Origin of the sequence: Thermanaerovibrio acidaminovorans DSM 6589, assembly GCF_000024905.1 — a bacterium.
Classification (GTDB): domain Bacteria; phylum Synergistota; class Synergistia; order Synergistales; family Synergistaceae; genus Thermanaerovibrio; species Thermanaerovibrio acidaminovorans.
This window is the reverse complement of the sequence record NC_013522.1, coordinates 465,138-488,762: the sequence shown is the minus strand read 5'-3', so window position 1 is coordinate 488,762 and position 23,625 is coordinate 465,138. Positions and strand designations below refer to the sequence as shown.

Sequence of the window (23,625 nt, the reverse complement as noted above, 5' to 3'; positions counted from 1 at the left end):
ATGCCCCATCTAAGCCCTCCCCAGGAGGAAGCCCCGGGGAAACATGTCCCCGTCCTGCTCCAGCAGCAGGTTGAAGCCGGTGACGCTGGAGGTCCCCTTGATGTAGGGGATGATGGAGTCGAAGCCGCCGATCACGGGTCCGGGCCTGTAGAAGGCCCGGAAGGTGCTCCCCACTATGCCCTGGTGGACGAACTCCTCCCCGGGCTTGAGCTCCCCCAACGCCGCCAGGACCGCCATCTTGGCGGAGGTTCCGGTCCCGCAGGGGGAGCGGTCCAGGGACCCCTGCCCGAAGACCACGCAGTTCCTGGCGGACCTTTCCCCGGTCTTCAGGGAGAACTCCACCAGCTCCACCCCGCAGATCCGGGGATCCTCCGGGTGAGATGCCTCGAGCTTTCGGTTCACCAGGTCCCTTATCTCGAGCCCAAGGGCCTGGATCCGCCGGGCCTCATCGGAAACGATGGAGAGCCCCAGCTGCTGGGCGGGGACTATGGCAAAGAAGTTGCCCCCGAAGGCCACCTGGAGGGTGACGTCCGTGCCATCCGACAGCCTTACCTTCAGGTCTTCCGCATAGAGGAAGGACGGTACGTTCATGAGGGTGGCCTCCCCAATCCGACCGTCCTCCCTGATGTCCACGGTGACCCTAACGATCCCCGCGGGGGTGTCCAAAACCACATCGGCGCAGGGACTCTCGCCGGTCACCATCCCCAGCTCCAGCAGGGTCCTGGCCAGGCCGATGGAACCGTGTCCGCACATGGTGAGGCACCCGCCGGTGTCCATGAAGATGACCCCACAGTGGGCCTCATCGGAGCACGGGGGGGTTATCATGACGCCGAACATGTCCCCGTGACCCCGGGGCTCCCGCATGACGAACTCCCGGAAGGCGTCGTGGGCGGAGGCGAACTCCTCCCACCGGTCCAACATGGTCCTCCCCTTCAGGATGGGCCCCCCGGAGAGGATTATCCTGGTGGGCTCCCCACCGGTGTGGGTGTCAACCACGCTGACCATTCGACGAAGCCTCAATCGGATCACCCCCACTAGATAAGGACCTGTTCAAACTCGGACACGATCCATCCACTATGATAAGCGCAAGCCCCCTGGAGTGCCAGGGGGCTTGCTGGGGTTTCTAATCTGCTACATGGGGGACGTTATCTCCGGCCACAGGGGCATGCCCGACTGGTCCAGCCGATCCGGCTGAAGGGACGGGTAGTAGGGATCCACCGCCAGGGCCCGGTTGAAGGCGTTCCTGGCCCTCTGGTGATCCCCCATGGCCAGGTAGGCCCTGCCCAGCCAGAACCACCCGTCGGCGGATCGGGGCATCACGGTCACGTAGCGGCGCAGGTAGCGGACCGCCGAGTTCAGCTTCCCCTCCATGACCAGCTGCTGTCCCCCCCGCCAGGCCTCCGCCATCAGGGGATCCCGGGCCCGGGTGGCCACCGGGGACTTCACCGCCCGGACCTTGACCTTGGCCTCCGCCTGGGGTTGCCAGGGGGCCACGCCAAATGTCACCGCAGCTAGACCAAGACACAGCATCTTAGCAAAGTTCAAAATCGATCCCTCCCGAGGGTTCCAAAGGTCAGAACCTGCCCTTCCTGGGGGTGGTGAGGGGCATCAGGACCACGTCCCCCACCTGTACCGGGTAGTCCTTGGGCTCGCTCACCACCTGGACCACCCCGTCCCGGTCGGACAGGTAGACCACCTTGACGGTGGCCACCTTCTGGGGGTAGATCATCACCGGCTCCTCCCCGTCCACGGTCCTGGTGACGGTGGACCTAACCACCGCCAGCAGATCCCCCTCCTGAAGCGTCTCGTCCTTGCCCAGGTTCACGTGGAACCGCTTGACGTCCCTATCCCACTTGAGCCCCTCTGCCGGCCGGGCCACCGCCACGATGCGCCCCAGGACCCGGTAGCCCCGGCGGACCGACATGAGCTCCTCAGCGCACCGGTCCAGCGCGTCCCGCACGGCGGACCAGCAGACGGTCCCCTCGAAGTCCCGCCAGAAGTAGGGCTCCTTGAGGTCCCGATACTCGGGGGTCCAACGCTCCAGCTCCGAGTTGGCCACCCAGGTGTAGATCGGGTCCTTGGAGGTGGCGCCGTACACGGTCATCCTGACCGACGCGTAGGCCCTCATCCGGGACCCAACCAGGTCCTTCTTTTCGATCCTAAGGTCCTCCAAGTTAAGCTTCACCACCACGTCGTTGGGGCCGAAGCCCCTGACGGGCCATCCGGCCCCGATTTCCTTGTCCAGTAGCGTGGCCTCCACCATTGGGGCAGACTTGAGCAGGTTGTGGAAGTACTGGGTCATCCTGTCCGGTAGCCCGTCGGAGGGGTCGTACCGGGACCTCCACACCCGGACGGAGGTCAGGTTGTGTATCGGCGAGGCTATCCTTATCTTCATGTACCGGTCATCGGCCCCAACCACCTGGGCGAGGCAGGAGCTCCCCCAGAGCAGGGCCAGGGCAAGAACCGCCAAGGCTATTCGAAGAGGCTTTCTCAACGCGCAGATCCCCCAAGATGACTCGTGATTTGTGGGTCCGGTTAGGATCCCTTATACTATTCGGACCAATGACTTGCACCCATTAGGTCCCCCGAGGAGCGGACACTATCATATATCAACCCGTTTGGGGGGAAAAGCCAAGGGGGCCCTTGCTCTAGGTGCCTATGTGGTCGTAATCTACGGAAATACACACCACTTGAGGAGGAAGGTTAATGTCCGACGAAAGGTACGTAAAGACATACTCCGTTAGCTGGGATCAGCTTCAGCGGGAGTGCCGCCAGCTGGCGGCGGAGCTGTCCAGGCTTCGGCGGTGGAACAGGCTCATCGCGGTGGCCCGAGGCGGGCTTGTCCCCGCCGCCCTTATGGCCCAAGAGCTGCAGATAAAGCTGGTGGACACGGTCTGCATATCCAGCTACACCCTAAAGTCCCAGGGGGACCTGACGGTGCTCAAGAGGCCCGATCTGGAGGGGGTGGACGAGAACTGCCTCATAATCGACGACCTGGTGGACACCGGCAAGACCGCCCAGGTGGTTAGGGAGATGTTCCCCCAGGCCTACTTCGCCACCGTATACGCCAAACCGGAGGGACGCCCCCTGGTGGACAAGTTCGTCACCGAGGTGAGCCAGAACACCTGGATAATCTTCCCCTGGGAGCCCTCCCATTCGCCGATCCTCTAGCCCCGGATGGGCCCGGGCGGAGGCTCAGGGGATCTCCTCCCCCCGGAGCCTCCGCCCGGTTATGACGAAGTAAGCCAGCTCGGCCACGTTTGCACAGTGGTCCGCAACCCTCTCCAGGTGGCGTCCCACCGCCAGCAGGGATAGCAGCCCCATGGCCCAGTCCCTTCCCGATCCGCACCGATCCCCGATGGCCTCCGCGGCCCTAAGGCGCAGGCTTCCCCACAGCTGGTCCACCTGGTCATCCCGACGGAAGACCTCCACCGCCAGCTGGCCGTCGAGCCGTACCATGCTGTCCATGGCGTCATCCATCATCTCAAGGCACCTGGACCCCATCAGGGGGAGCTCCCCCCACTCCGCCAGGTCCACCGGGCCCTTGAGGTTAGACAGCTCCTCGTACACGTTCTGGGCCTCATCCCCCATGCGCTCCAGGTCCTTGGCTATCCGGAGCACCGCGAAGCAGAACCTGAGGTCCTCCCTCAGGGGCTGCCTTAAGGCCATGAGCCTAAGGCACTCCTGCTCCACCCGGACCTCCATGGAGTCCACCGGCTCATCGGGGGGCATGCCCCAGTCATCCAGGGGGCCCGAGAGGCGCCCCAGGACCGCGCTCAGGTTGTCCCTCACCAGGGCCCCCATGGAGACCAACATCCCCATGAGCAGTTCCCGGTCCCGTCGATCGAAGCCCCCAGTCTCCTGGGACCTTCCGAACAGCTTCACCCCCAGCGGAGCCTCACCCGGTCAACCATGAGCCTTAAGGGCTCCCTGGAGGGCTGACCGTTCATCATCCGGAAAGAGTGATCGACCCCGGGAAGCTCCTGCATGAACTTGTCCTCCTCCGGCAGGGGCACCAGGTCCACCAGCCGGCGGCAAGAGGCCACCCCGAAGAGGTCGTCCTCGGTCCCCCTGAAGGAGGCGAAGAAGGAGGCCTTCAGGTTCCTGGCCGCATCCTGCAGAAGGGACCTGTCGGGCAGGTTGTTGAGGATGGGCAGCTTCAGCATCCCCAGGTCCGCCGTGTCCCTAAGCACGTCGCCGGTGCCGGAGACCACCACCCCCTCCACCTCCGAGGCGGGGGAATCGACCCCCAGGGAGGAGCAGAGCCCGGAGGCTATTAGCATGGCCCCTATGCCCCCAAGGGAGAAGCCCCAGAGCCAAAGACGTGGGGCCTCAACCTCCTCCGTGGCCCCCCTGACCGCCCAGGCCAGGTCCTGGATCTCCTGGGCGAAGGTCTTGCCGGAGAAGGCCTCCACCGCCCACCGGTTCTTGTCACCCTCGAAGGCCTGCCGGTCCCGCCGCAGACGGCTGGTCTCCACCACCGCCGCGGCGGCCCCCCGCTGGGCTATCATCCGCCCCAGGTCCCCATACTTGTTCCCCTCCTCGGGAGTGGCGTTGCCGTGAACACCGTGAAACACCACCACCAGATCCCGGAACGGCTGGTCTGGGGTGAATAGGTGCAGGTGAACCTTGCGATCCCCAAAGCTACCATCAAGATAAACGGTACGAAGACGGTCAACCACATTCATCCGGAACACCCCCTAACGATCTCCTAGGACGAGGGGCTCCACCCGGCCGGACAGGACCTCCAGAGCCCCCATGGCCAGGTCCGCCAGCTCGTCCTGCCCCTTCACGGTGATAACGGGGGCAATCCAGCCACAGCGATCCTCCAGCTGGGACACCAGCCGATCCCATGCGACCATGGGACCGGTGAGCACCACCGCATCCACCTCCCCCCGGAGGACCGTGGCCCTGGCGGCGATCTCCTTGGATATGCCGGAGACGAAGGCGTCGAACACCTCCAAGGCCCTCTGGTCCCCACGCCTCACGAGGGCCTCCACCCCCATGAAGTCCCGGCATCCCAGGTGTCTTGCTAGACCACCATCCCGGGTGATCATGCCCCTGAGGTCCTCCATGTCGTGCCTGCCGCTGTAGGCCAGCTCCAAGAGACCCAAGGTGGGCAGGGATCCAGCCCTCTCCAGCGAGAAGGGCCCCTCCCCATGCAGGGCATCGTTCACCTCCACCACCAGCCCATCCAGGTGGGCCCCAACGCTTATCCCGTAGCCCAGGTGAGCCACCACCAGCCTGCAGTCCCGGTAGGCCCTGCCCAGCCGCCCGGCGGCGAACCTGGCGGCGCTCCGCTGGGACAGGGCGTGGAAGACCGGCTCCCGATGGCATCCAACCATGCCGGAAAGCCTGGCCTCGGGACATAGCTCGAAGGTGCTCACCGGGTCCCCCACCAGGGGCACGCCCCCGTAGGATCGGGAGAGCCGGTGGACCATGAGGCCCCCCAGGTTGTAGACGTGCTCCCCGAAGGTCCCATCGCCAAGGACCTCCTCCATGGCCCGGTCCACCCGGTAGAATCCACCCCTAACGGGGCCCACCAGGCCCCCGCAGGCCACGAAGGCCTCCACCGAGGACAGGTCCAAGGAGTGCTCCACCGCCACGTCCTCCACCGCCCGGATCCTGATGGGTAGCTGATCCCGGACCCGGACGAACCTGACCAGCTCCTCCCGGCGGTGGGAACGGGAGGAGACGAAGACCCGAACGGGCCCCCTGAACAGGGCCACGTCGGTGCTCAAATGCCTGGGATAGACGGAGAGAATCAGGGGATACGACAAGGGCAACACCCCTCCCCGGTGGAGTTCCCCCTCCGCCGGGGGGCGGAGGGGGCGTTTGGGGCTACTTCTTCCCGAAGGCCGCCATGGCCACCGCGGAGGCGATGGACAGGAGCTTGGTCTCCGCCGAGTCGGACCGGCTGGTGAGCACTATGGGGGCCTTGGCGCCCACCACCAGGCCCGCGGTCTTGCCCTTGGCGAAGTAGATTATGGCCTTGGCCATCATGTTCCCCGCCTCGATGTCGGGCACCATGAGGATATCCGCGTGCCCCGCCACGTCGGAGACTATGCCCTTGTGGCGGGCCGCCTCCTCGCTGACCGCATTGTCCAGCGCCAGGGGACCGTCGATCACGCAACCCTTTATCTGACCCCGGCGGTTCATCTGGACCAAGGCCGCCGCGTCCAGGGTGGGGGGCATGTCGGGGTTCACCACCTCAACCGCCGCCAGGGCCGCCACCTTGGGACAGGATATGCCGAACGAGTGGGCCACCTTCACCACGTTCTCCACGATGGAGACCTTGGCGGGCAGGTCCGGGTACATGTTGAAGGCCGGGTCGGTGATGAAGAATATGCGGTCGTAACCCTCCACGTCGTGGATGTAAACGTGGGACAGCAGGGAGCCGGTCCGGAGCCCCTTCTCCTTGTTGAGCACCGCCTTGAGGAAGTTTGCGGTCTTCACCATCCCCTTCATGAGGATGTGGGCCCTGCCGGAGGAGACCTGCTCCACCGCCACCAGCGCAGCCGCCGCCTCGCCGCCCCGCTCGTCCACCACCTCATAGTTGGAGAGGTCTATCCCCAGCTTGGACGCCACGGAGGCGATGGCCTCCCCATTGCCCACCAGGATGGCCTCCGCTATGCCCGCCTTGCGGGCCTCCTCCACCGCCTCCAGGACCTCCGCGTCCTCCGCGCAGGCCACGCTCACCTTGAGGGGGCCTACCTCCTTGGCGTAATCCAAGAGCTCCGTGAGGGAACGCAACTGCTTCATCAGAACCGGACCTCCTATGACGTGGGATTAAAACTCTAGCCCCTAGGGCTGGTTTCTATTATACTCCCCCGCAACCCGGGGAACACAGGAGCCCAGTCAATGCATATCATGATGCAACCTTGAAAATCCCAAAAATACAATAGAAATCTAAAAAATACACATCATAGCACAAAAAGGCGGGGCTTCACCGGATCGGTCCCCTGTGGTAAATTCTCACGTACTAAAGCGCGAGGAGGGATCCACATTGAAGGAAGCCAGGAGGTTCTCCACCCGGGACGTGGCCATCATGGGGTTGCTCATCGGCATGAACATAGTCCTGACCCGGGTGGCCAGTCTTAGGATAGCCATAGGATCCGTGGAGGGCATACGGATAGGCTTCGGCCAGTTGCCGGTGGTCTTCGGCTCCCTGTACCTGGGCCCCCTGGCGGGGGCGGTGATCGGAGGCCTGGGGGACCTGGTGGGCTACTGGGTCAACCCGATGGGGCCCTACATGCCCCACTTCACCGTCACCTCCACCCTGTCGGGGCTTCTCCCGGGGCTCATCTACCACCTGATACCATCGAACCGGCGGGGACTATGGACCATGGGGATCTCCATCGCCCTGCCGCACCTGGCCATATCCTGCGTCACTGTGCCCTTGCTGATCCAGCACCTGTTCTCCCTGCCCATAGGGGTCACCATGCCCCCCCGGTTCATCGCCGCCGCTTTCACCATCCCCGCCTACACCCTGGTCTGCCGGATGCTCATCGCAAGGCTTAGCGGGGCCACGGTCACCTTCCTTGGGGGTTGCAGACCCTAGACACGATCCGGGGGATGGCGTCCGACAGGACCTCTATGGACCTAAGGTAATCCCCCACGTCCAGCCTCTCCTGGTCCGAGTGGTCCAGCCTGGGGTCCCCGGGGCCGTAGACCCCCATGGGGACCCCAAGGGGGGCCAGCACGTTGAAGTCGCAGGTGCCCAGCTTGGCCAGTAGCCGGGGGTTGCGCCCCACCCCCCGGATGGAGCCCCTGAGGCAGCTGACCACCGGGTCACCGGCCCCCACCGAGTGGGGCTCCACCACCTCCAGGAGCTCCACCCGAACCCCGGAGGCCATGGGGACCAGCTCCTCCGCCAGGGCGAGGGCGGAGGCCCCCACCGGCACCCTAAGGTCCAAAGTGACCCGGGCGGACCTGCCCCCGGACTCCTCCCCCTCCATGTGGACCACCGCGGACGAGAAGCCCTCCAGATGGGACACGTGGGAGACCACCCGGGAGGCCCCCATCAGCACCCGGGTGAGGGGCCCAGAGTCGCAGGACCTGTGGGCCCCCCCATCGGAGTCGCTGAGCCTGAGGAGCACCCTTCCCCGGTAGGAGAGGGCAACCCCGTCGGTCCCGGTGGGCTCCCCCACAACCACCCCCCTTACCCCCTCCAGTTGGCCGGACGCCAGGGCGTGACGGGCCCCCCGGGAGTCCACCTCTTCCCCCACCGCCGCCACCAGGACTAGCCCAACCCCGGGGGGCAGTTCCACCCGGGATCCCGCCACCGCCATGGCGCATAAGGGGCCCTTGGCGTCCACCGAGCCCCGGCCCCAGACCTGGTCACCCCGGATCATCGGCTCCGGCCCGCCGGGCACCGTGTCCAGGTGCCCGAAGAGGGCCACCCGGCTGAGCCCATCCCCCCGGGAGGCTAACACGTTGCCCGCCGGATCGATCCAGCTCCTCTCCCAACCCAGCCCCAGAAGCGCCTCCGCCAGGACCTCCGCCGCCGGGCCCTCGTCACCGCTTGGGCTCGGAACCCGGATCAGATCGGAGAGGAAGGACACGGGATCCATCAGGACGCCCCCCTCAAGGACCGGATGAACAGGTCCAGGGCCATCTCCGCGTCCTCCCCGGTGACTTTTATGGAGGGGAGGAACCGGACCACCCGGGGCCCCGCCTGGAGGGCCAGGAGCCCCGCGGACTGGAGGGACTTCACGATCCCGGAGGAGTCCACCGGGACCTCCACACCGGTCATGGTCCCAAGGCCCCTCACCTGGACGTCCAACCCAGCCCCCGCCAGCTCCCGCCGGAAGGCCTCCATGATCCGACACGCTTCCAGGTGCTCCCCGGAGCGGATCCGCCCCATGGACAGGGCAGCCAGCGAACAGGCAAGGGGATTGCCCCCGTAGGTGGAGCCGTGTAGCCCCGGGGAGAAGTCCCCCAGATCCCGGTCCCAGAGGACCATGCCGCATGGGAAGCCCCCCGCAAGCCCCTTGGCCAGGCACACCACCTGGGGCTCAAGTCCCACCAGGTGGCTGGCCATCATCCGACCACAGCGTCCCATGCCGGTCTGGACCTCGTCGGCCACCAGGATGGCTTGGTGCTCCGCCGCGGCCCGGGTGATCCGCCTGCCCAGCTCCGCGTCCAGGGGGTGAACTCCCCCCTCCCCCTGGACGGGCTCCAGGAAGACCGCCGCCACCCGGTCATCTATGGCCTCCGGTATCCGCTCCGGGGGAAGGTGCTCCACCCTACACAGGAAGGGGTCGAACTTGGACCTGTACTTTGGGTTGAAGGTGAGGGAGAGGGCCCCCAGGGTCCTCCCGTGGAAGGCCCTCCTGGCGGCTATCAATCGGGTCCTGCCGGGCCTTAGGGCGATACATAGCTTCAGGGCGCACTCCACCGCCTCGGTCCCACTGTTGCAGACGAAGAACCGCCTCCCGGGCAGGCACCTCTCCACCTCCTCCTCCAGGGCCCTCCGGCTCGGATGATCGAAGCCGGCCCCCACGGTCCAAAGCCCCTCCGCCGCCCCCTTGAGGGCCTGGACCAGCTGGGGGTCCTGGTGGCCGAAGAGGGCGGCCCCGTGGGCGGTGAACCAGTCCACGTACTCCCGCCCCTCCCGGTCCACCACCCGGCCGAGCCTTCCGGAGACTAGCTGGACGCCGCGGCTACCGTACATGGAGCTGAGCAAAGCACCGTCCCCCTTCCCTCCAACGCCCCCGCAAGGGGCTCCTCCAGGCGGCCATCCGCCAGGATCACCCTCTGTACCCCCGCCCCCAGGGCCTCCCGGGCCGCCAGGACCTTGCGCTTCATGTTCCCCGCCGCCAGGGACTCCACCAGGTCCCACTCCTCCAGGCTGGCCATGGGAAGGACGCTGTTAGGATCCTCCAGGTCCCTCATGAGACCCGGCACGTTGGAGAGGATCACCAGCCCCTGGGCCCCCACCGCGGCGGCCACCTGGGCGGCCAGCCGGTCCCCGTCCACGTTTATGAAGAGCCCCTGACACATGGCCAGGGGGGGTATCACCGGCACCTTGGACAACTCGAGTAGCCTTCGAATGGGCTGGGGGTCCACCCGGGTCACCCGGCCGCTGTAGTTGTCCCGGAGGATCCGGACCCGCCCCCCCTCTACGGAGCGGAGGCAATCCTTCCGCTCCCCCTCGGCGGGAGTCACTATGGCGGGCTCCACCCCGCTTGACCTCAGCATGGAGGAGACCAGGTGGGACATGTGGAACGCCGCCTCCTCGAAGATCTCCCTCTCCACCGGGCCCACGTACCGGCTGGTGTAGCCCGACGGGCTGCACACGATCCGGACCTCCACCCCCCTCGAGGCACAGAGCTCCTCCATCCTTCCGCTGGCGCCGTGCACCAGGATCCACCGCTCCCCCCTGAGGACCCGGGCGGAAAGCTCCCGTACCAGGTGGTCATACCGGTTACCCCGGGCCCCTCCTATCTTCACCACTCCAAGCATCCGATTCACACCTCCATTGGATCCGCCTAGGCGGGATAAGCGGGGGGCATTATGAGCCCCTGCTCCTCCGGCAGGCGGAACATCAGGTTGGCGCACTGGACCGCGGTGCCCGCCGCCCCCTTCATCAGGTTGTCGATGGCGCAACCCACCAGGAGCCGCCGCCGGTCGTCGCTCAGTGAGAACCCCACCAGGGCCCGGTTGCTCCCCAGCACCAGCCGGGGATCCGGTAGCCTCATGTGCCCCGGGCGGGGAGGGCACAGGTCCACGAAGGGCTCCGTCCCGTAGGCGGACCTCAGGGCCCGCCAGAGGTCCCCCTCCGTCAGGGGCTCCCTCAAGGGGGCGCTAAGAAGGCACTGGACCCCCCGGACCATCTCCACCGAGGTGACCGTGAGGGACATGGCTTCCTCGGGGATCCGGAGCTCCTGGCTCACCTCCCCCAGGTGCCGGTGGGAGAAGCAGGAGACCACCCGCATGGTCCGGCTCCGGAAAACGTGCATCCCCCCCTCGTTGGGGACGCTCCCCCCCTCAGAGGATCCGACCCTACACTCGAACCACCACTGCAGGACCGCCTCCGAGAGGCCCGATCGGACCAGGGGGAGGGCCGCCAGGGTGGCGGCGGTGGCGTTGCACCCCACGCCGCTCACCAGGGAGGCGAACCGAATCTCCTCCCGATGAAGCTCCGGCAGGCCGTAGACGAAGGCCCCCCGGAGGTCCTCCGCCGGGTCCTCCCCGTACCAGCGGCGGTGGGCCTCGGTGTCCCTAAGCCGGAAGTCCCCCGATAGATCCACCAGCCTGCGCCCCCCCTCCAGGAGGGGCATCAGGCGCCGGATCCAGGGAGCGCTCTTGCGATGGGGAAGGGCAAGGAAGATCAGGTCCCATTCACCCTCCAACACCGCCTCCTCGGGGGAGAAGGTGAGGTCCCGGTAGGCGTAGGCCAGGTGAGGATGGGCCTGCCTGACCGGCCTGCCCGTCGACGAGGCGGAGGTGACCAGGGAGACCCGGAAGCCCCCATGGTTGGCCAGGATCCTTAGTATCTCTCCCCCGGCCAGGCCGGAGGCCCCCATGATGGCTACGCGATACATGGCGCCACCTCCTCGGAGGGGACAAGCCTATAGGGCCTGAAGGGGCCCAGCTCCCCCTCCCGGAGTATCCAGGAGACGAGCCCCGGTATACGGCCGCAGAAGAAGACCGCCCGGCCCGCCGAGGGGGGGAAGCCCAGGTCAAGGAGCAGCGCCCCGCAAACCCCGTCCACGTTGCCCACTATGCCCTTGGCGGACCTGAGATGATCCTGCACTCCCAGGAAGAAGCTCAGATGTGGCCGGTGCGTCAGGGCGGATCCCACCTCCACCAGGGGGCGAACCCTGGGGTCCTCCCGGTGAACCCGGTGCCCGAACCCGGGCACCCGACGTCCCCGGGAGATGAAACGGTCCGCCACCACCGAAGGGATCTCCCGGTCCCTCACGCAGGATGAGAAGAGCTCCATGGCCCTCTCGATGGCCCCCGCGTGATGATCCCCGAAGGCAAGGAGGGCCGCCGCCAGGGAACACTGCATGGGGGACCCAGACGAGGCCACCAGCCGGGCCGCCTGGGTGCTGGGCGGGGTGTCCCCGTGGTCCGCCATGGAACAGAGGATGGCCCCAAAGACCGCCGACTCCTCCTGGGAGGGGGTCCTGCCCTGGATCATCCTGAACCACATCTCCGCCGGATCCCCCCGCCGGATGAACTCCCCTATGGGTTCCCCGTCTATCTCTATGCGGTCAGGAGCTACCCGGGTTGCCAAGGCTACCACCATTCCCCATCCCTCCCCAGGTGCCCCGGATCATCCAATGTGGGGGCGTCCTCAATGACCCGGCCCACTCCCTCCCGGGGGTCCTCCAAATCAGCCGTCAGCTCCAAGGTAATGATCAGCCGCCCTCGCTCGTAAAGCTCTATAACCAACCGAAACACCTCCAATGAAAAAACCCGCCCCTCCGGGGCGGGCCTGCGCAAGGAACCATGGTGCCCTCAAGGTCATGAGGACCCCCCTGGCCGGCGCATAGCCCCGCCCATCTGGAAATCGATATCGAACGTCCCGTTAGCCTCCAAAGAACCATCCGCCCCGAAGGGCTTTCGCTTGAGCCTATCCAGATCCATGGTCACTACCTCCTATTTCAGATCCAAGAGGTGCCTCACTATGAGGCCCGGTATGTCCACACCGGTGGGGCCTATGGAGTTCTTGAACTCCCCTCCGTCGTTGACCTCATTGACCAGCCACCCGCGATCGGATCGGAACAGGTCCACCGCCAGGAAGTCCCCCCCGATGGCCCGCTGGACCCCCTCCAGGAGACGATACATCTCCACGTCCACCGGCACGTTGGAGGCCTCTCCTCCCCGGGCGGTGTTGGTTATCCAGTGGGGGCTACTGCGCCTTATGGCCGCCACGGGACGTCCACCCACCACGAAGGCCCGAACGTCGAAGCCCCCCTTCTCCACGTACTCCTGGATGAAGTAGGTCTGGTGGTTCACCCCCAGCTGGTGCTTGTGCTCCACCACCGCCTCCAGCGCATCCCGGTCGTTCACCTTGGCCAGAAGCCTTCCCCAGCTTCCGCAGAGGGGTTTGAGGACCGCCGGGAACCCCAGGTCCCCCACCGCCTCCATGGCCCCCTCGGGGGAGAGGGCCACCCGCCACCTAGGCTGGGGGATCCCCTCCGCGTCCAGCGCCAGGGCGGTAAGCATCTTGTTCCCGCACCGGGCCATCACCTCTGGCGGGTTCGACACCCTTATCCCCCGGGACTCCAGGCACCGGGCGATGGTCTCGTTCTGCCCGTGGGATATGGCCCTGCAGAGGGCCACCCCCCCGGAAGGCACGTCCAGGTCCCCGCCCAGCACCCAGTGGGTGGCGTCCACCAGCCGGGAGGGTACGCCCAGCTCCTGGGCCCGCTGGTGGAGCAGCTTCTCCTCCACCCTGAGCCGGGTGTAGATCACCAGGAGCTCCACCGCTACTCTCCCCAGTCCTCCTGGACCTCCGGAGCCTCCCCCAGCTCCAGAGGCTCCAGGGAGAGGACCTCCAGCTCCACCCCACAGTCGGGACAGACCAGGATCTCCCCCACGCAGCAACCCTCCGGCACCGACACGGAACCCTCACAGACCACGCACACCCCGCTCATACCGATCGACCTCCTCATTTTTGATAAAAAAAGGAGGCCCGTCCCCGAAGGGACGAGCCTCCACAGCTCGCGGTACCACCCAACTTGAACGGCTCACCAGGAGCCGTTCCTCTCCTGGGCCTGTGACGGGACCCACCCGGGAGTCGTACTCCGGCCCCGCCGCCCATCAGGGGGCGGGCCTTTCCGCTCCGGCTCCGCGGACCTTGGGCCTTGCGGCGAACCCAGACCCCTCTCAGCCGGTGGAGGTCACTCTCTGTAAGGTTCGGTTGCCCGCTCGGCCATCCGCATCATGGCCTTTCCGCTTCTAAACCCCTCAAGGTTCACTGAAGCCCTTGTTGAGAAGCAGAATACACCGGAGGGGCCGTCCTGTCAACACCCAAAATGCACTTAACCGGGTTGCATTTTCACTTCAGTTTACATAAGCCCGTTGATCAAAACAAACTCTAGTTTATTGCTTATCGCATTGAATTACGCTTCGTAAACCAACCGACCCTCCACGAAGACCATCCGGGGGGCCACCCTCACGTCCGTGGGGTCCCCGTCCCAAACCACCAGGTCCCCGTCCTTGCCCTCCTGGATGGACCCCATCCGGTGGGCAAGACCCAGGTGCTCCGCCGCCCGGATCGTAACCGCCCTAAGGGCCTCCAGGGGCTCAAGGCCGTGCCTCACCGCCAGGGAGACCGCCACCTGCAGCGTCTCTATGGGGATCACCGGGTGGTCGGTTATCATGCAGAACCGGACCCCAGCCCGGCTGAAGGCCACTAGGGTCTCCCACCCCTTGTTCCTCAGCTCTATCTTGCTCTTGGACGACTGGGTGGGCCCCACCGCCACGCTGACCCCCTTGGAGGCCAGCAGCTCCACCACCAGGTGCCCCTCGGTGCCGTGCTCCAACGTAAAGGGCACCTTGAACTCCTCACACACCCGGACGGCGGTGCATATGTCGTCCGCCCGGTGACAGTGGACCCTCAAGGGAACCCTCCCCTCCAACACGGGAAGCATGTTCTCGAACCCAAGGTCCAGGGAAAAGTGCTCCCCCTTCTCCGCCGCGGACCTCTTGCGCTCCCGGTAGTCCACCGCATCCTGCAGGGCCTTCCTGAGACAATAAGCGTTTCCCATCCGGGTGGACGGGAGCCGGTCCTTCCTGCCGTGAACCCGCATGGGGTTCTCCCCCAGGGCGGCCTTCATCCCCGAGTGGGACAGGACCAGCATGTCCTCCATGGTGGAGCCCCAGGTCTTCACCACCGCCCCGGTACCCCCCACCACGTTGGCGCTCCCGGGCACCACGTTGACGCAGGTCACCCCGGACGATAGGGCGTTGCGGAACGCCTCGTCGGAGGGGTTTATGGCGTCCAGGGCCCGAAGGCCCATGGTGATGGGATCGGTGGCGTCGTTGACCGGATCCGGATCCTCCGGGACCCCCTCCTCGCATATGCCCGCGTGGGTGTGGGCGTCGATGAAGCCCGGGGTCACCACCGCACCGGAGACGTCTATCACCTCCGCCCCGGGGGGCACCTCCACCGAGGACCCCACCGCCACGATCCTGCCCCGGTCCAACAGGATGGTTCCACCGGGTATCTCCCCGGCGCTCATGGTCCATATCCGTCCGTTCACAATGGCCTTCAAGGCGAACACCTCCCGAACACATAACATGAGGGACAAGGCGAGCCCGCGGGACCCCTCAGGGCACGTACCGCTGAGACCCGTCCCAGCCGGATATCTCCCCCTGGGTACCCATGAACTCCGCCAGCACCGCCGCGTCCACGAACCCGGTGTCGTAACCCTTCAGCTCCTTGAGGACCTGGTAGCCGTCCCCACCCAGGGCCAGGTAGTTGAACGTCACCAGCCGATACCTGGCCCCCATGTCCAGGGGCTTGCCCCCCACCCTCACGTCCTGGGCCCCCGAGGCTCCCCTGCGAAGCGTGAGGTTGGAGAAGTGAGGCCAGCCCCCCTTGCCGGCGGGGACCGTCACCGCGAAGTCCAGCACCCGCTTGAGCTGCTCCCCGGTGAGCTCCACCACGTAGAGGGTGCTGCCGAAGGGGAGCACGGTGAGCACGTCCCGGTAGGTCACGTCCCCGGGGGATATGGAGGCCCTCACCGCCCCTCCGTTCAGGAGCGCCACGTCCGCCCCCACCTTCCACCTCATGGCGTCCGCCACCAGGTTGGTCAGGTTGGTGTCCATGGACCTCACCCGCTCCCGCTCCCCATCGAGTAGCACCCTGGTCCTTCCAACCACCGCATCCAGCCTCTCCCGGCCCACCCGCTTGAAGTAGTCCAGGGCGGCCTCCACCTTGGGATCCGACGGTATCTCCCCCTCCAGAAACTCGAAGACCCGCTTGCCGCCCCCTGGTCCCACCGCCCTCTTGAGGTTCACCGGGATGGCCCGCCAGGACCTGCGGGTTATCCTCCCATCCTCGATGGTTAGGTCCAGCCGTCCCAGGTACCTGCCCCAGTCCCCCGCCTGGACCACCGTGGTGTGCCCTATGGTGGGGGCCTCCTTGAAGAGGGTGTGGGAATGGCCGTCCACGATCACGTCCAGGCCCGGTATCCGGGCCTCCGCCAGGGCCCGGGAGGTGCCGGGAAGGGACGGATCGTCGGACCAGCCCAGGTGCGTCAGGGCGATCACCACCCGGGCCCGGTTCTTGAGCCTGGGCACCAGCCGGCGGGACACCCCCACCGGGTCCTCCAGGGTCCACCCCTTGAGGTGCACCGGCTCCAGCTGGGCGGTCTCAGGGGTCAGAAGACCGTATATGGCCACCGACACGTCCCCAAAGTCCTTCACAACGTAGGGCTTCAAGGGGTTGAACCCCATGGAATCCACCAGGTTCGCGTTGACCACCGGGAACCGGGCAAAGTCCAGCTGGCGTTTCAACACCTCCCTTGGCTTGTCAAACTCGTGGTTACCCAGGGTAGCCGCGTCGAAGCGGATCATGTTCATGGCCACTATGTCCGGCATGGCGTCGCTCTGATCCGACTCGGGCACCCCGGTGTTGAAGTCCCCGGCGTGAAGCAAGATCACGTGCCCCCCCTTGGACTCCACCTCCCGCCGTATCCGGTCCACCAGGGTGCTCAGCGGGGCGAATCCCCCCACCGACGGACCGTCGCTGACATCGAAGGGCCACGCATGACCATGGGTATCGTTGACGTGCAGTATGGTCAGCTGGGACGCCTCCGCCATAACTCCAAGCAACAGCAACAGAAGAACCGCCACACCCCATACGGGCCGCAGAAACCTTCTCCTCAATGCAGATCCCCCCACTCACAATGATCTATTCGAAGTTTAACATTAAATATGTCTTTTGAGCACCGGGGATCGGTTAAAATATTTAGATATTTATACTGGGTAAGCTTGAGCCGTATAATTTTTCTGTCGCCTGCGGCCCTGATAGGGGTCTCCTACAAGAGGACCTACGAGGACGTCTACCAGGACAGGATCAAGGGGGTGAAGGGCATAGTGGACTTCACAACCGGCGTACTGGAGCACTGGAACTCCCAGGTGGAGCAAGGGAAGATATCCAAGGAGGAGGAGATAACCTCCTTCGTGGACACCATCTCCCGCATAGCGGACCAAACCAACCTTCTGGCGCTGAACGCCGCCATCGAGGCGGCTCGGGCGGGGGAGGCGGGCAAGGGCTTCGCGGTGGTGGCCGAGGAGGTCCGGAAGCTGGCGGAGGAGTCAAACCAGGCCTCCAGGTCCATAGGGAACCTTATAGGATCCCTCAGGGACAAGGTGGACCAGGCGGTGGGATCCATAGAGTCCGCCGGCAGGGTCCTGTCGGACACCGCCAGGACCTCCGAGGGGGCCATGGATAGGTTGGAGAGGGCCACCCAGGCGGTCAAGAGGGTCATAGAGTCCTCTCGGACCTGGCGGCAGTGTCGGAGGAGCAGTCCGCCCTGGCGTCCGAGATGGAGGGGGCGGTGGAGCACATAGCCTCCTCCACGGTCCACATATCCCAGTCGGTGGATCACATCTACCGCACCATCCGAGAGACCGTCCAGGGCACCGAGAACGTGGCCCAGCAGGCGGAGCGGCTCGCCTCCCATGCGGGGGAGCTGAAGGCCCTGATGGTCTCCTTCCGGCTCTGAACTGTCCCTCTCACCGAAAGACCAGCCGGGGGCCCCATTAGGCCCCCGGCCTCGTTCAGCACTCGGTTCCGCCAGTTATGGGCTTGTCCTCCCCGCACTCCAGGGCGGCGGCGATCCCCGCCTCAAGGCCCGTTAGGACGCAATCCAGCCCCATGCTGGGCTGACCCGACAGCCTTGCGGCCTGCTCCGGAAGGTACGGGATGTGGACGAAGCCGCCGCGCCTCACGTTGCCCTCCAGGTGGAGGTGCCTCATGAGGCCGTAGAACAGGTGGTTGCACACGAATGTGCCCGCGGTGTTGGACACCGATGCGGGGATGTGGGCCCTTCTCATGGCATCCACCATGGCCTTTATCGGCAGGGTGGAGAAGTATGCGGCGGGGCCCTTTGGATCCACCACCTCATCCACCGGCTGGTTCCCCTCGTTGTCCTTTATCCTGAAATCGTCCACGTTTATGGCCACCCTCTCGGGGGTTATCTCCGCCCTCCCCCCCGCCTGGCCCACGGATATCACCAGCAAAGGGTCCAGCTCCGCTATGGCGGATCTGACCCTCTCAACGCACTTGAACCTGACGGTGGGCACCTCCACCGCCCTCACCACGGCACCGGCGATGACCCTGCCGTCCAGACACCTCACCGCCTCAAGGGCGGGGTTCACCCTCTCCCCACCGAAGGGGTCGAATCCGGTCAGCAACACGTGTCTCATCCGCCACACCTCCAGTCAATCTCGATCAGAACGCCAGGGTGTACATGAGAACCACGTTGGCCACCAGCATGGCCAGGGCCACAGGCACCTGGGCCACGATGACCCGGTTCTTGTCCCGGATCTCCAACAGGGCCGCGGGAACCACGTTGAAGTTGGCCGCCATGGGGGTCATCAGGGTCCCGCAGTAGCCGGAAAGCATGCCTATGACCCCCGCCACCGACGGATCCGCCCCCTGCATCACCACCATGGGTATCCCTATGCCGGTGGTTATGACCGCGAAGGCGGCAAAGGCGTTGCCCATCACCATGGTGAACAGGGCCATGCCAACGCAATAGGCCACCACCGCGGCCAACCGGCTCCCATGGGGCACCACCGAGGAGACCATGCCAGCCACCACCGCCCCCACCCCCGCCTTATCGAACAGGAAGCCTAGGGCGGCTAGGAACTGGGACAGTATGGCGGACCAGCTGATGGCGTCTATGAGCCTCCTACCCTCCTCCACCGACACCAGGGGCCCCTCCCGAAGCATGAGGGCGGCGGCCACGAAACCCACCACGGTGCCTAACCCGAGGCCGACCAGGGCCCCAAGGGAGGTGAACTTGGCCACCCCGAAGGTGACCAGGGGAATGATCAGCGCTGGCAGGAAGATCCGGTTACCCATCGCCGCCGCCCGGGCCATCCTCTCCTCCCGGGTGGTCTCGCCGTAAGAGCCCCGCCCCATCATGTCGAAGCTACCCAGCGCCGCCAGTAGCACCACCATGAACCCGATCACCCGGTTCGGCACCAGGCCACCCAGAAGGAACGTGAGGCCGTAGACGCCCCAGAAGAGGCCGTTCCCCAGCCTCTTCCGGTTGCCCCCATCCAGGAAGGACCGGGCTGAGAAGGCAAGCAGAACCAGGCCGGTCAGAAGGTACATGTGATCCACCGTGAGCTTCAAATCTAGTTACCTCCTCTCTCGAGATCCCTCTTGGCGGACAAGTCGAAAAGGTGGAACCTGAGGGCCGCCATGGCGAAGGCGCAGACCGCGGTTGGGACCGCGTACATGCCCATCCTCATGAGGTCCACCGGGTGACCCGCCTGATCCATGACGCCCTTTATGAGGAGAAGCCCGCCGGAGGCTATGAAGATCAGCTGCCCGAAGAAGTTGCCGTAGTTCTCCGCCGACGCCGCCATGGCCCTCACCCGGTCCGAAAGGTCCGGATCCAGCTCCCCCCCCTTGGACAGGGCCCCCTCCGCCATGGGGGCCACTATGGGCCTAACGAAGGTGGGATGGCCACCCAACTGAAGGCCCACCGCGCAGGTCAGCTGCCTGAACAGCATGTACAGCATCATCACCCTGCCGGCAGTAGCCCCCTTGAGGGACGACACGAACCTCTCCGCCTGCTCCTTGAGGCCGTGCCTCTCCAGGACGCCTATGACCGGCAGGGTGAGCACGAAGAGGGACATGTAACGGTTCGTAACGAAGGCGTTCCCCAGGGCCTCCAAGACCTCCATGGGCCCCATGCCCCCCACCAGACCGGTGGCGAAACCCGCCACCAGAACCACCAGAAGGGGGTTGAACCGGAGTAGAAGCCCCACCACCACGATAACCACGCCCACCAGCTTTATCAAAGCCAAACACCTCCAATCTGACGGTTCAACGCACACCATCCCTCAGCCCGCTGAGCCTTCCCAGGTCCCTTAGGACCATCTCCCTGCCCCGCCTCTCTATCACCCCCATCTCAATAAGCTCCCTCAGGGCCCGGGCCACCGCAACCCTGGAACAGCCTATGTTCGATGCCAGTTCCTGCTGGGTGAGCCGAAGGACAACCGGACCGTCCCCAGAGGGGTCCGAACAGGAGGCCAGCCGGAGCAGCGCCTCCGCCACCTGTCCCAACGATCCGTTGAAAACGCTGTTGGCCAGCTGCAGGGACACTATCCTGAACTTCCTGGTCATGCTGTGGACGAACAGCCCGTATCGATCCGGCCTTCGGTCCAGAAGGGCCTCCACGTCCCGCTTGGACACGAAGGACACGGAGCTCCTCTCACGGGCCTGCAGCACGAAGGGGAAAGAGCCCCCGTCTAAGAGATCCATCTCGCCGAAGACCTCCCCGGGCCTTAGAAAGTAGAGGAGCTTCTCCCTTCCCCCGTAGCTGACCAGCGACTTGGCCACGCAGCCCCTCACCACCACCCCCATGGATGCCCTCATGGAGAGGTGATCTATCGAGGTTCCCCGGGCATAGTCCCGGATCACCCCCAGGGGGGCCACATCGTTGAGGAAGAAGGCCCTCATCCTGCCCTGACTGGCGGGATCGAAAAGATCACCGTAAAGGTCAAACCGCCCCATAGGATCCCCTCCTGTAGAACAAGGCCCCGGGTTGTGAGAAATATACACAACCCGGGGCCCATCATCTGTATCACCAGATACAAAAGAGCGCCAATCTCCTTAAAAATCCGACGACCCCTATGGAAATTAAAGTTCAGAAACCAAATATGATCCCTTCAAACCACAAGCTGAGGCGGTTCACTTCAGCCCAAGGGATATTATCTTGGCGAACGCCGCGTCGGACGACAGGTGGGACTTCCTGACCTTGTCCTCCGGGAAGAACATGACTATCCCCGACGTGGGGTTTGGGCTGGTGGGCATGAATAGGGTCAACATGGCGGTTCCGTCAGGCATCACGTCCCTCCGGGTCACGAAGGCCAGCACGTGCCCCTCTCCCACCGGCACCTCCACCACCCCAAGGTACATGTCCTTCTGGTCCTTGCCGGCGAGCCGGTCCACCAGGTCCCGCATTACCTTATACCAGGATCCCACCACGGGAAGCGCCGCCAGGAACCGGTCCACCCGGGACATGAACCACTTCTCCTGGCGCCTTATCTTGTAGCCCCCGTAGAATATGATCGCCAGGGTGACCAACATTATCCCCGCGGTGGCCTCCACCGAGTTGGTCAGGCCAAACAGCCACACCAGGATGGCCTCCACCGACGCGAAGACGAAATTGAGGACCAGGATGGTGACTATCAACGGGAAGAACACCATAAGGCCGGTCCCGAAGGTCTTCACCAGCGAAGAAAGGGCCAGCCTCACCCTCAGCAGCAGACGCCTAAAGGACCTGGAAGAACCGTTCGCCCCATCCAATTTGGATCCCCCCGTGCCTAAACTAAGGCTTTATAATCCTATCCACACCCATATATTACACCTAAAAAGGCCCTGGAGGTGTTGCCCTTGCGCACCATGGTATACTACCTGACAAAAGCGTTCCTCTGGATCTACTTTCACGCCTACCACCGCCTCCGGGTCCAGGGGCTGGATAACGTGCCCGCCTCAAACGTGATCCTGGCCCCGAACCACTGCAGCTACCTGGACCCACCGGTGGTGGGGGTAGCCTTCCCCCGCAGGATAACCGCCATCGCCTGGGAGGGGCTGTTCAGATCCAAGCCCTTCGCCCTCCTCATAACCGCCCTGGGGGCCATAAAGGTCTCCCAGTCGGACGCGGTCGGCGCCGCATCGGTCCTAAAGCTCTCGGTTGAGCTGCTTAAGTCCGGCAAGGACCTCCTCATCTTCCCCGAGGGACGGCGGAGCCTCACTGGGGAGCTGCTACCCCTGGAGGGGGGGGTGGCGCTACTATCCCTCAAGACCGGCAAGCCCGTGGTGCCGGTCCGGATAGAGGGGGCCTTCGAGGCCCTGCCCCCCTCCGGATCCTTCCCTAAGCCCCACCGGATCAGGGTCACGTTCCTGCCCCCCATATGGCCCCAGGCCTTCGAGGGGCAGGACCAGAAGGTGGCCAGGGAGATGCTTCTCCGCCGCCTGACGGAGGCCCTCAAGGGGCGCTGAGACGCCAAAGGGCCGGGGCATCCGCCCCGGCCCCACGGTGCCATACAACCCTACCTAGGCCTGAAGCTCCTCGAAGAACCGGCGCACCAGGTTGGAGGTTATCCTCTTCCGGTAGGAGGGGCTCTTCCTGGGATTCACCTCGTCGTAGGCCGCCTTGGAGGCCAGCTCCACCACCTGGGAAAGGGGCTTTCCGATCACCGCCTCCTCGGTCTTGTGAAGCCTCATGGGCAGGGGGGACATGCTCCCCGCCGCCATACGGAAGGTCTTCACCACCCCGTCCTCCTCCTCCAGGTACATGGCCAGGCTCACCCGAGAGAGGGTCAGGGCCTTGCGGGACCCCCTCTTGAAGTAGCGCTGCCTGGACCCCCTGGCGGGCACGGGGATCTCGATGGACTCCAGGATCTCCCCCGCCTCACAGGCGTTCTTCCTGTAGCTGGGCATGAACTCCTTAAGGGTCATGGTCCTGGTTCCCTTGGCGGAGGCGAGGCGCACCCGGGCATCCAGGGCCAGGAGGATCACCGGCAGGTCCGCCGCCCCGGAGGCGTTGGCCAAGTTGCCTCCCACGGTGGCCCGGTTCTGGATGGCCGGGGCGCCGCTCCTGGCGGAGGCCTCCACCAGGGCCGGCAGGTGCTCCCTGCAGAGGGAGCTGCGTATTATCTCCCCGTTGGTGGTGCAGGCCTTGATGCGGATCACGTCCCCCTCCAGCTCCACCCCGTGGAGCTCCGGCACGCCGAATAGGTTCAGCACCTTGCGGGGCTCCCCCTTGCCGTTCTTGATGTCCGGCAGTATGTCTGTGCCCCCCGCCAGCAACCTGCAATCCGGGTGCTCCGCCAGCACATTCAGGGCCTCGCTGAGGCTCCTGGGGGAGAAGTACCTGCCCTCCTCCTCTTTGGAGAACTGGGGCTCCCGCTTGTCGCACCGGTTGGTCCTGGGCTTGAAGGTCTTGGTGTAGCCCAGCTTGACCGCCTTGTCCACCGCCCGGTAGATCTTCTCGTAGCCGGTGCAGCGGCACAGGTTCCCCGACAGGGCCACCCGGACCTGGTCCAGGGTGGGCTCCGGCACCTCCTCCAGCAGGGCCCGGGAGGCCATGATCATCCCCGGGGTACAGAAGCCGCAGTGGACCGCCCCCTCGTCCACAAAGGACACCTGGAGCTGGTCCGGGTTGGCGTCGTCCCCAAGACCCTCTATGGTGAATATCTCGCTGCCCGCCGCCTGGATGGCGGGGACACAACAGGCGTTCACCAGCAGCCCGTCCATCATTATGGAGCAGGCACCACACTCACCCTCGCCGCACCCCTCCTTGGTGCCCGTGAGCCCCAGGTCCTCCCGGAGGACCCGAAGCAGGGGTCGCAGGGGGTGAACATCCGCCTCCATCACCTTGCCGTTTACGGTCATCTGTATCCTCATGG

28 protein-coding genes and 1 pseudogene are annotated in these 23,625 nt (G+C 65.3%); 5 read left to right on the top strand and 24 right to left on the bottom strand.

Going from position 1 to position 23,625, the window contains the following annotated elements; genetic code table 11:
* Positions 1 to 9: 9 nt before the first annotated feature.
* From TACI_RS02300 to TACI_RS02290, 3 genes are all read right to left on the bottom strand, one after another.
* Entirely contained in the window at positions 10 to 1,029 is a 1,020-nt protein-coding gene (locus TACI_RS02300; RefSeq protein ID WP_423218555.1) for a proline racemase family protein, read from the bottom strand.
* 102 nt (positions 1,030 to 1,131) lie between these two features.
* On the bottom strand, positions 1,132 to 1,545 hold the full coding sequence (locus TACI_RS02295; RefSeq protein WP_012869211.1) for a tetratricopeptide repeat protein: 414 nt from the start codon (positions 1,543 to 1,545) through the stop codon (positions 1,132 to 1,134).
* A 28-nt stretch (positions 1,546 to 1,573) separates the two neighbouring features.
* Positions 1,574 to 2,494, bottom strand: coding sequence for a FlgT C-terminal domain-containing protein (locus TACI_RS02290; protein WP_012869210.1), 921 nt, complete (start codon positions 2,492 to 2,494; stop codon positions 1,574 to 1,576).
* 212 nt (positions 2,495 to 2,706) lie between these two features.
* On the opposite strand from TACI_RS02290, the gene gpt reads away from it, so the two are divergent.
* Complete coding sequence (gene gpt / locus TACI_RS02285) at positions 2,707 to 3,171, top strand: xanthine phosphoribosyltransferase (protein WP_012869209.1); 465 nt, start codon at positions 2,707 to 2,709, stop codon at positions 3,169 to 3,171.
* 24 nt (positions 3,172 to 3,195) lie between these two features.
* Here gpt and TACI_RS02280 read toward each other — a convergent pair whose 3' ends face one another.
* The 4 genes from TACI_RS02280 to ptb are packed head-to-tail and all read right to left on the bottom strand — an operon-like array spanning position 3,196 to position 6,762.
* A complete protein-coding gene (locus TACI_RS02280) occupies positions 3,196 to 3,885 on the bottom strand; it encodes a phosphate signaling complex PhoU family protein (RefSeq protein ID WP_012869208.1) in 690 nt (229 codons plus the stop codon).
* The gene (locus TACI_RS02275) at positions 3,882 to 4,688 is read right to left on the bottom strand and encodes an alpha/beta fold hydrolase (RefSeq protein ID WP_012869207.1); all 807 of its coding nucleotides are present in this window, start codon (positions 4,686 to 4,688) and stop codon (positions 3,882 to 3,884) included. The genes TACI_RS02280 and TACI_RS02275 overlap by 4 nt, the downstream gene beginning before the upstream one ends.
* Positions 4,689 to 4,700: 12 nt before the next feature.
* Positions 4,701 to 5,789: a butyrate kinase gene (gene buk / locus TACI_RS02270; RefSeq protein WP_416340836.1), complete on the bottom strand. Its 1,089-nt coding sequence runs from the start codon at positions 5,787 to 5,789 to the stop codon at positions 4,701 to 4,703.
* A 52-nt stretch (positions 5,790 to 5,841) separates the two neighbouring features.
* A complete protein-coding gene (gene ptb, locus TACI_RS02265) occupies positions 5,842 to 6,762 on the bottom strand; it encodes a phosphate butyryltransferase (protein ID WP_012869205.1) in 921 nt (306 codons plus the stop codon).
* 244 nt (positions 6,763 to 7,006) lie between these two features.
* Between ptb and TACI_RS02260 the strand changes: the two genes are divergently transcribed.
* Positions 7,007 to 7,561, top strand: coding sequence for a folate family ECF transporter S component (locus tag TACI_RS02260; protein ID WP_012869204.1), 555 nt, complete (start codon positions 7,007 to 7,009; stop codon positions 7,559 to 7,561).
* Here the strand turns inward: TACI_RS02260 and TACI_RS02255 are convergent.
* The 11 genes from TACI_RS02255 to TACI_RS02210 form a co-directional block, all read right to left on the bottom strand.
* Positions 7,533 to 8,573, bottom strand: coding sequence for a M20/M25/M40 family metallo-hydrolase (locus TACI_RS02255; RefSeq protein WP_012869203.1), 1,041 nt, complete (start codon positions 8,571 to 8,573; stop codon positions 7,533 to 7,535). The genes TACI_RS02260 and TACI_RS02255 overlap by 29 nt on opposite strands.
* Positions 8,573 to 9,688: an aspartate aminotransferase family protein gene (locus TACI_RS02250; protein WP_012869202.1), complete on the bottom strand. Its 1,116-nt coding sequence runs from the start codon at positions 9,686 to 9,688 to the stop codon at positions 8,573 to 8,575. The genes TACI_RS02255 and TACI_RS02250 overlap by 1 nt, the downstream gene beginning before the upstream one ends.
* Positions 9,649 to 10,467, bottom strand: a complete 819-nt coding sequence (locus tag TACI_RS02245; protein ID WP_012869201.1) for a [LysW]-aminoadipate kinase — start codon at positions 10,465 to 10,467, stop codon at positions 9,649 to 9,651. The genes TACI_RS02250 and TACI_RS02245 overlap by 40 nt, the downstream gene beginning before the upstream one ends.
* A gap of 26 nt (positions 10,468 to 10,493) precedes the next feature.
* Positions 10,494 to 11,549, bottom strand: a complete 1,056-nt coding sequence (argC, locus tag TACI_RS02240) for an N-acetyl-gamma-glutamyl-phosphate reductase (protein ID WP_012869200.1) — start codon at positions 11,547 to 11,549, stop codon at positions 10,494 to 10,496.
* Entirely contained in the window at positions 11,537 to 12,259 is a 723-nt protein-coding gene (locus TACI_RS02235) for a citrate/2-methylcitrate synthase (RefSeq protein WP_012869199.1), read from the bottom strand. The genes argC and TACI_RS02235 overlap by 13 nt, the downstream gene beginning before the upstream one ends.
* A complete protein-coding gene (locus TACI_RS02230; protein ID WP_012869198.1) occupies positions 12,250 to 12,405 on the bottom strand; it encodes a hypothetical protein in 156 nt (51 codons plus the stop codon). Before TACI_RS02230 ends, TACI_RS02235 begins: the two co-directional genes overlap by 10 nt.
* Positions 12,406 to 12,477: 72 nt before the next feature.
* Positions 12,478 to 12,600, bottom strand: coding sequence for a hypothetical protein (locus TACI_RS09395; protein WP_012869197.1), 123 nt, complete (start codon positions 12,598 to 12,600; stop codon positions 12,478 to 12,480).
* Positions 12,601 to 12,612: 12 nt separating this feature from the next.
* Positions 12,613 to 13,443: a RimK family alpha-L-glutamate ligase gene (locus TACI_RS02225; RefSeq protein WP_333645057.1), complete on the bottom strand. Its 831-nt coding sequence runs from the start codon at positions 13,441 to 13,443 to the stop codon at positions 12,613 to 12,615.
* Positions 13,444 to 13,445: 2 nt separating this feature from the next.
* Entirely contained in the window at positions 13,446 to 13,613 is a 168-nt protein-coding gene (locus TACI_RS02220; RefSeq protein WP_012869195.1) for a hypothetical protein, read from the bottom strand.
* A 468-nt stretch (positions 13,614 to 14,081) separates the two neighbouring features.
* Positions 14,082 to 15,245, bottom strand: coding sequence for an amidohydrolase (locus tag TACI_RS02215; RefSeq protein ID WP_416340839.1), 1,164 nt, complete (start codon positions 15,243 to 15,245; stop codon positions 14,082 to 14,084).
* 46 nt (positions 15,246 to 15,291) lie between these two features.
* A complete protein-coding gene (locus TACI_RS02210) occupies positions 15,292 to 16,854 on the bottom strand; it encodes a bifunctional UDP-sugar hydrolase/5'-nucleotidase (RefSeq protein WP_012869193.1) in 1,563 nt (520 codons plus the stop codon).
* Positions 16,855 to 17,160: 306 nt separating this feature from the next.
* Between TACI_RS02210 and TACI_RS09225 the strand changes: the two are divergent.
* Positions 17,161 to 17,541, top strand: a pseudogene (locus TACI_RS09225) (methyl-accepting chemotaxis protein); the annotation flags it as partial.
* A complete protein-coding gene (locus TACI_RS02200) occupies positions 17,484 to 17,696 on the top strand; it encodes a hypothetical protein (RefSeq protein WP_164925106.1) in 213 nt (70 codons plus the stop codon). The pseudogene TACI_RS09225 and the gene TACI_RS02200, both read left to right, overlap by 58 nt.
* Positions 17,697 to 17,751: 55 nt before the next feature.
* Here the strand turns inward: TACI_RS02200 and pcp are convergent, their stop codons facing one another.
* The 5 genes from pcp to TACI_RS02175 form a co-directional block, all read right to left on the bottom strand.
* Complete coding sequence (pcp, locus tag TACI_RS02195; protein WP_012869192.1) at positions 17,752 to 18,399, bottom strand: pyroglutamyl-peptidase I; 648 nt, start codon at positions 18,397 to 18,399, stop codon at positions 17,752 to 17,754.
* Positions 18,400 to 18,424: 25 nt separating this feature from the next.
* A complete protein-coding gene (locus tag TACI_RS02190; RefSeq protein ID WP_012869191.1) occupies positions 18,425 to 19,336 on the bottom strand; it encodes a DUF979 domain-containing protein in 912 nt (303 codons plus the stop codon).
* Positions 19,337 to 19,338: 2 nt separating this feature from the next.
* Positions 19,339 to 20,010 (bottom strand): DUF969 domain-containing protein, encoded by a 672-nt coding sequence (locus TACI_RS02185; protein WP_012869190.1) that lies wholly within the window; start codon positions 20,008 to 20,010, stop codon positions 19,339 to 19,341.
* A gap of 25 nt (positions 20,011 to 20,035) precedes the next feature.
* Complete coding sequence (locus TACI_RS02180; RefSeq protein WP_012869189.1) at positions 20,036 to 20,725, bottom strand: Crp/Fnr family transcriptional regulator; 690 nt, start codon at positions 20,723 to 20,725, stop codon at positions 20,036 to 20,038.
* A 177-nt stretch (positions 20,726 to 20,902) separates the two neighbouring features.
* Positions 20,903 to 21,520: a DUF502 domain-containing protein gene (locus TACI_RS02175; RefSeq protein WP_012869188.1), complete on the bottom strand. Its 618-nt coding sequence runs from the start codon at positions 21,518 to 21,520 to the stop codon at positions 20,903 to 20,905.
* Between the two features lie 96 nt (positions 21,521 to 21,616).
* Between TACI_RS02175 and TACI_RS02170 the strand changes: the two genes are divergently transcribed.
* A complete protein-coding gene (locus tag TACI_RS02170) occupies positions 21,617 to 22,216 on the top strand; it encodes a lysophospholipid acyltransferase family protein (protein WP_242601177.1) in 600 nt (199 codons plus the stop codon).
* Between the two features lie 54 nt (positions 22,217 to 22,270).
* On the opposite strand, the gene TACI_RS02165 is transcribed toward TACI_RS02170, so the two are convergent.
* Positions 22,271 to 23,623 (bottom strand): FAD binding domain-containing protein, encoded by a 1,353-nt coding sequence (locus TACI_RS02165; protein ID WP_012869186.1) that lies wholly within the window; start codon positions 23,621 to 23,623, stop codon positions 22,271 to 22,273.
* Between the last annotated feature and the right edge of the window lie 2 nt (positions 23,624 to 23,625).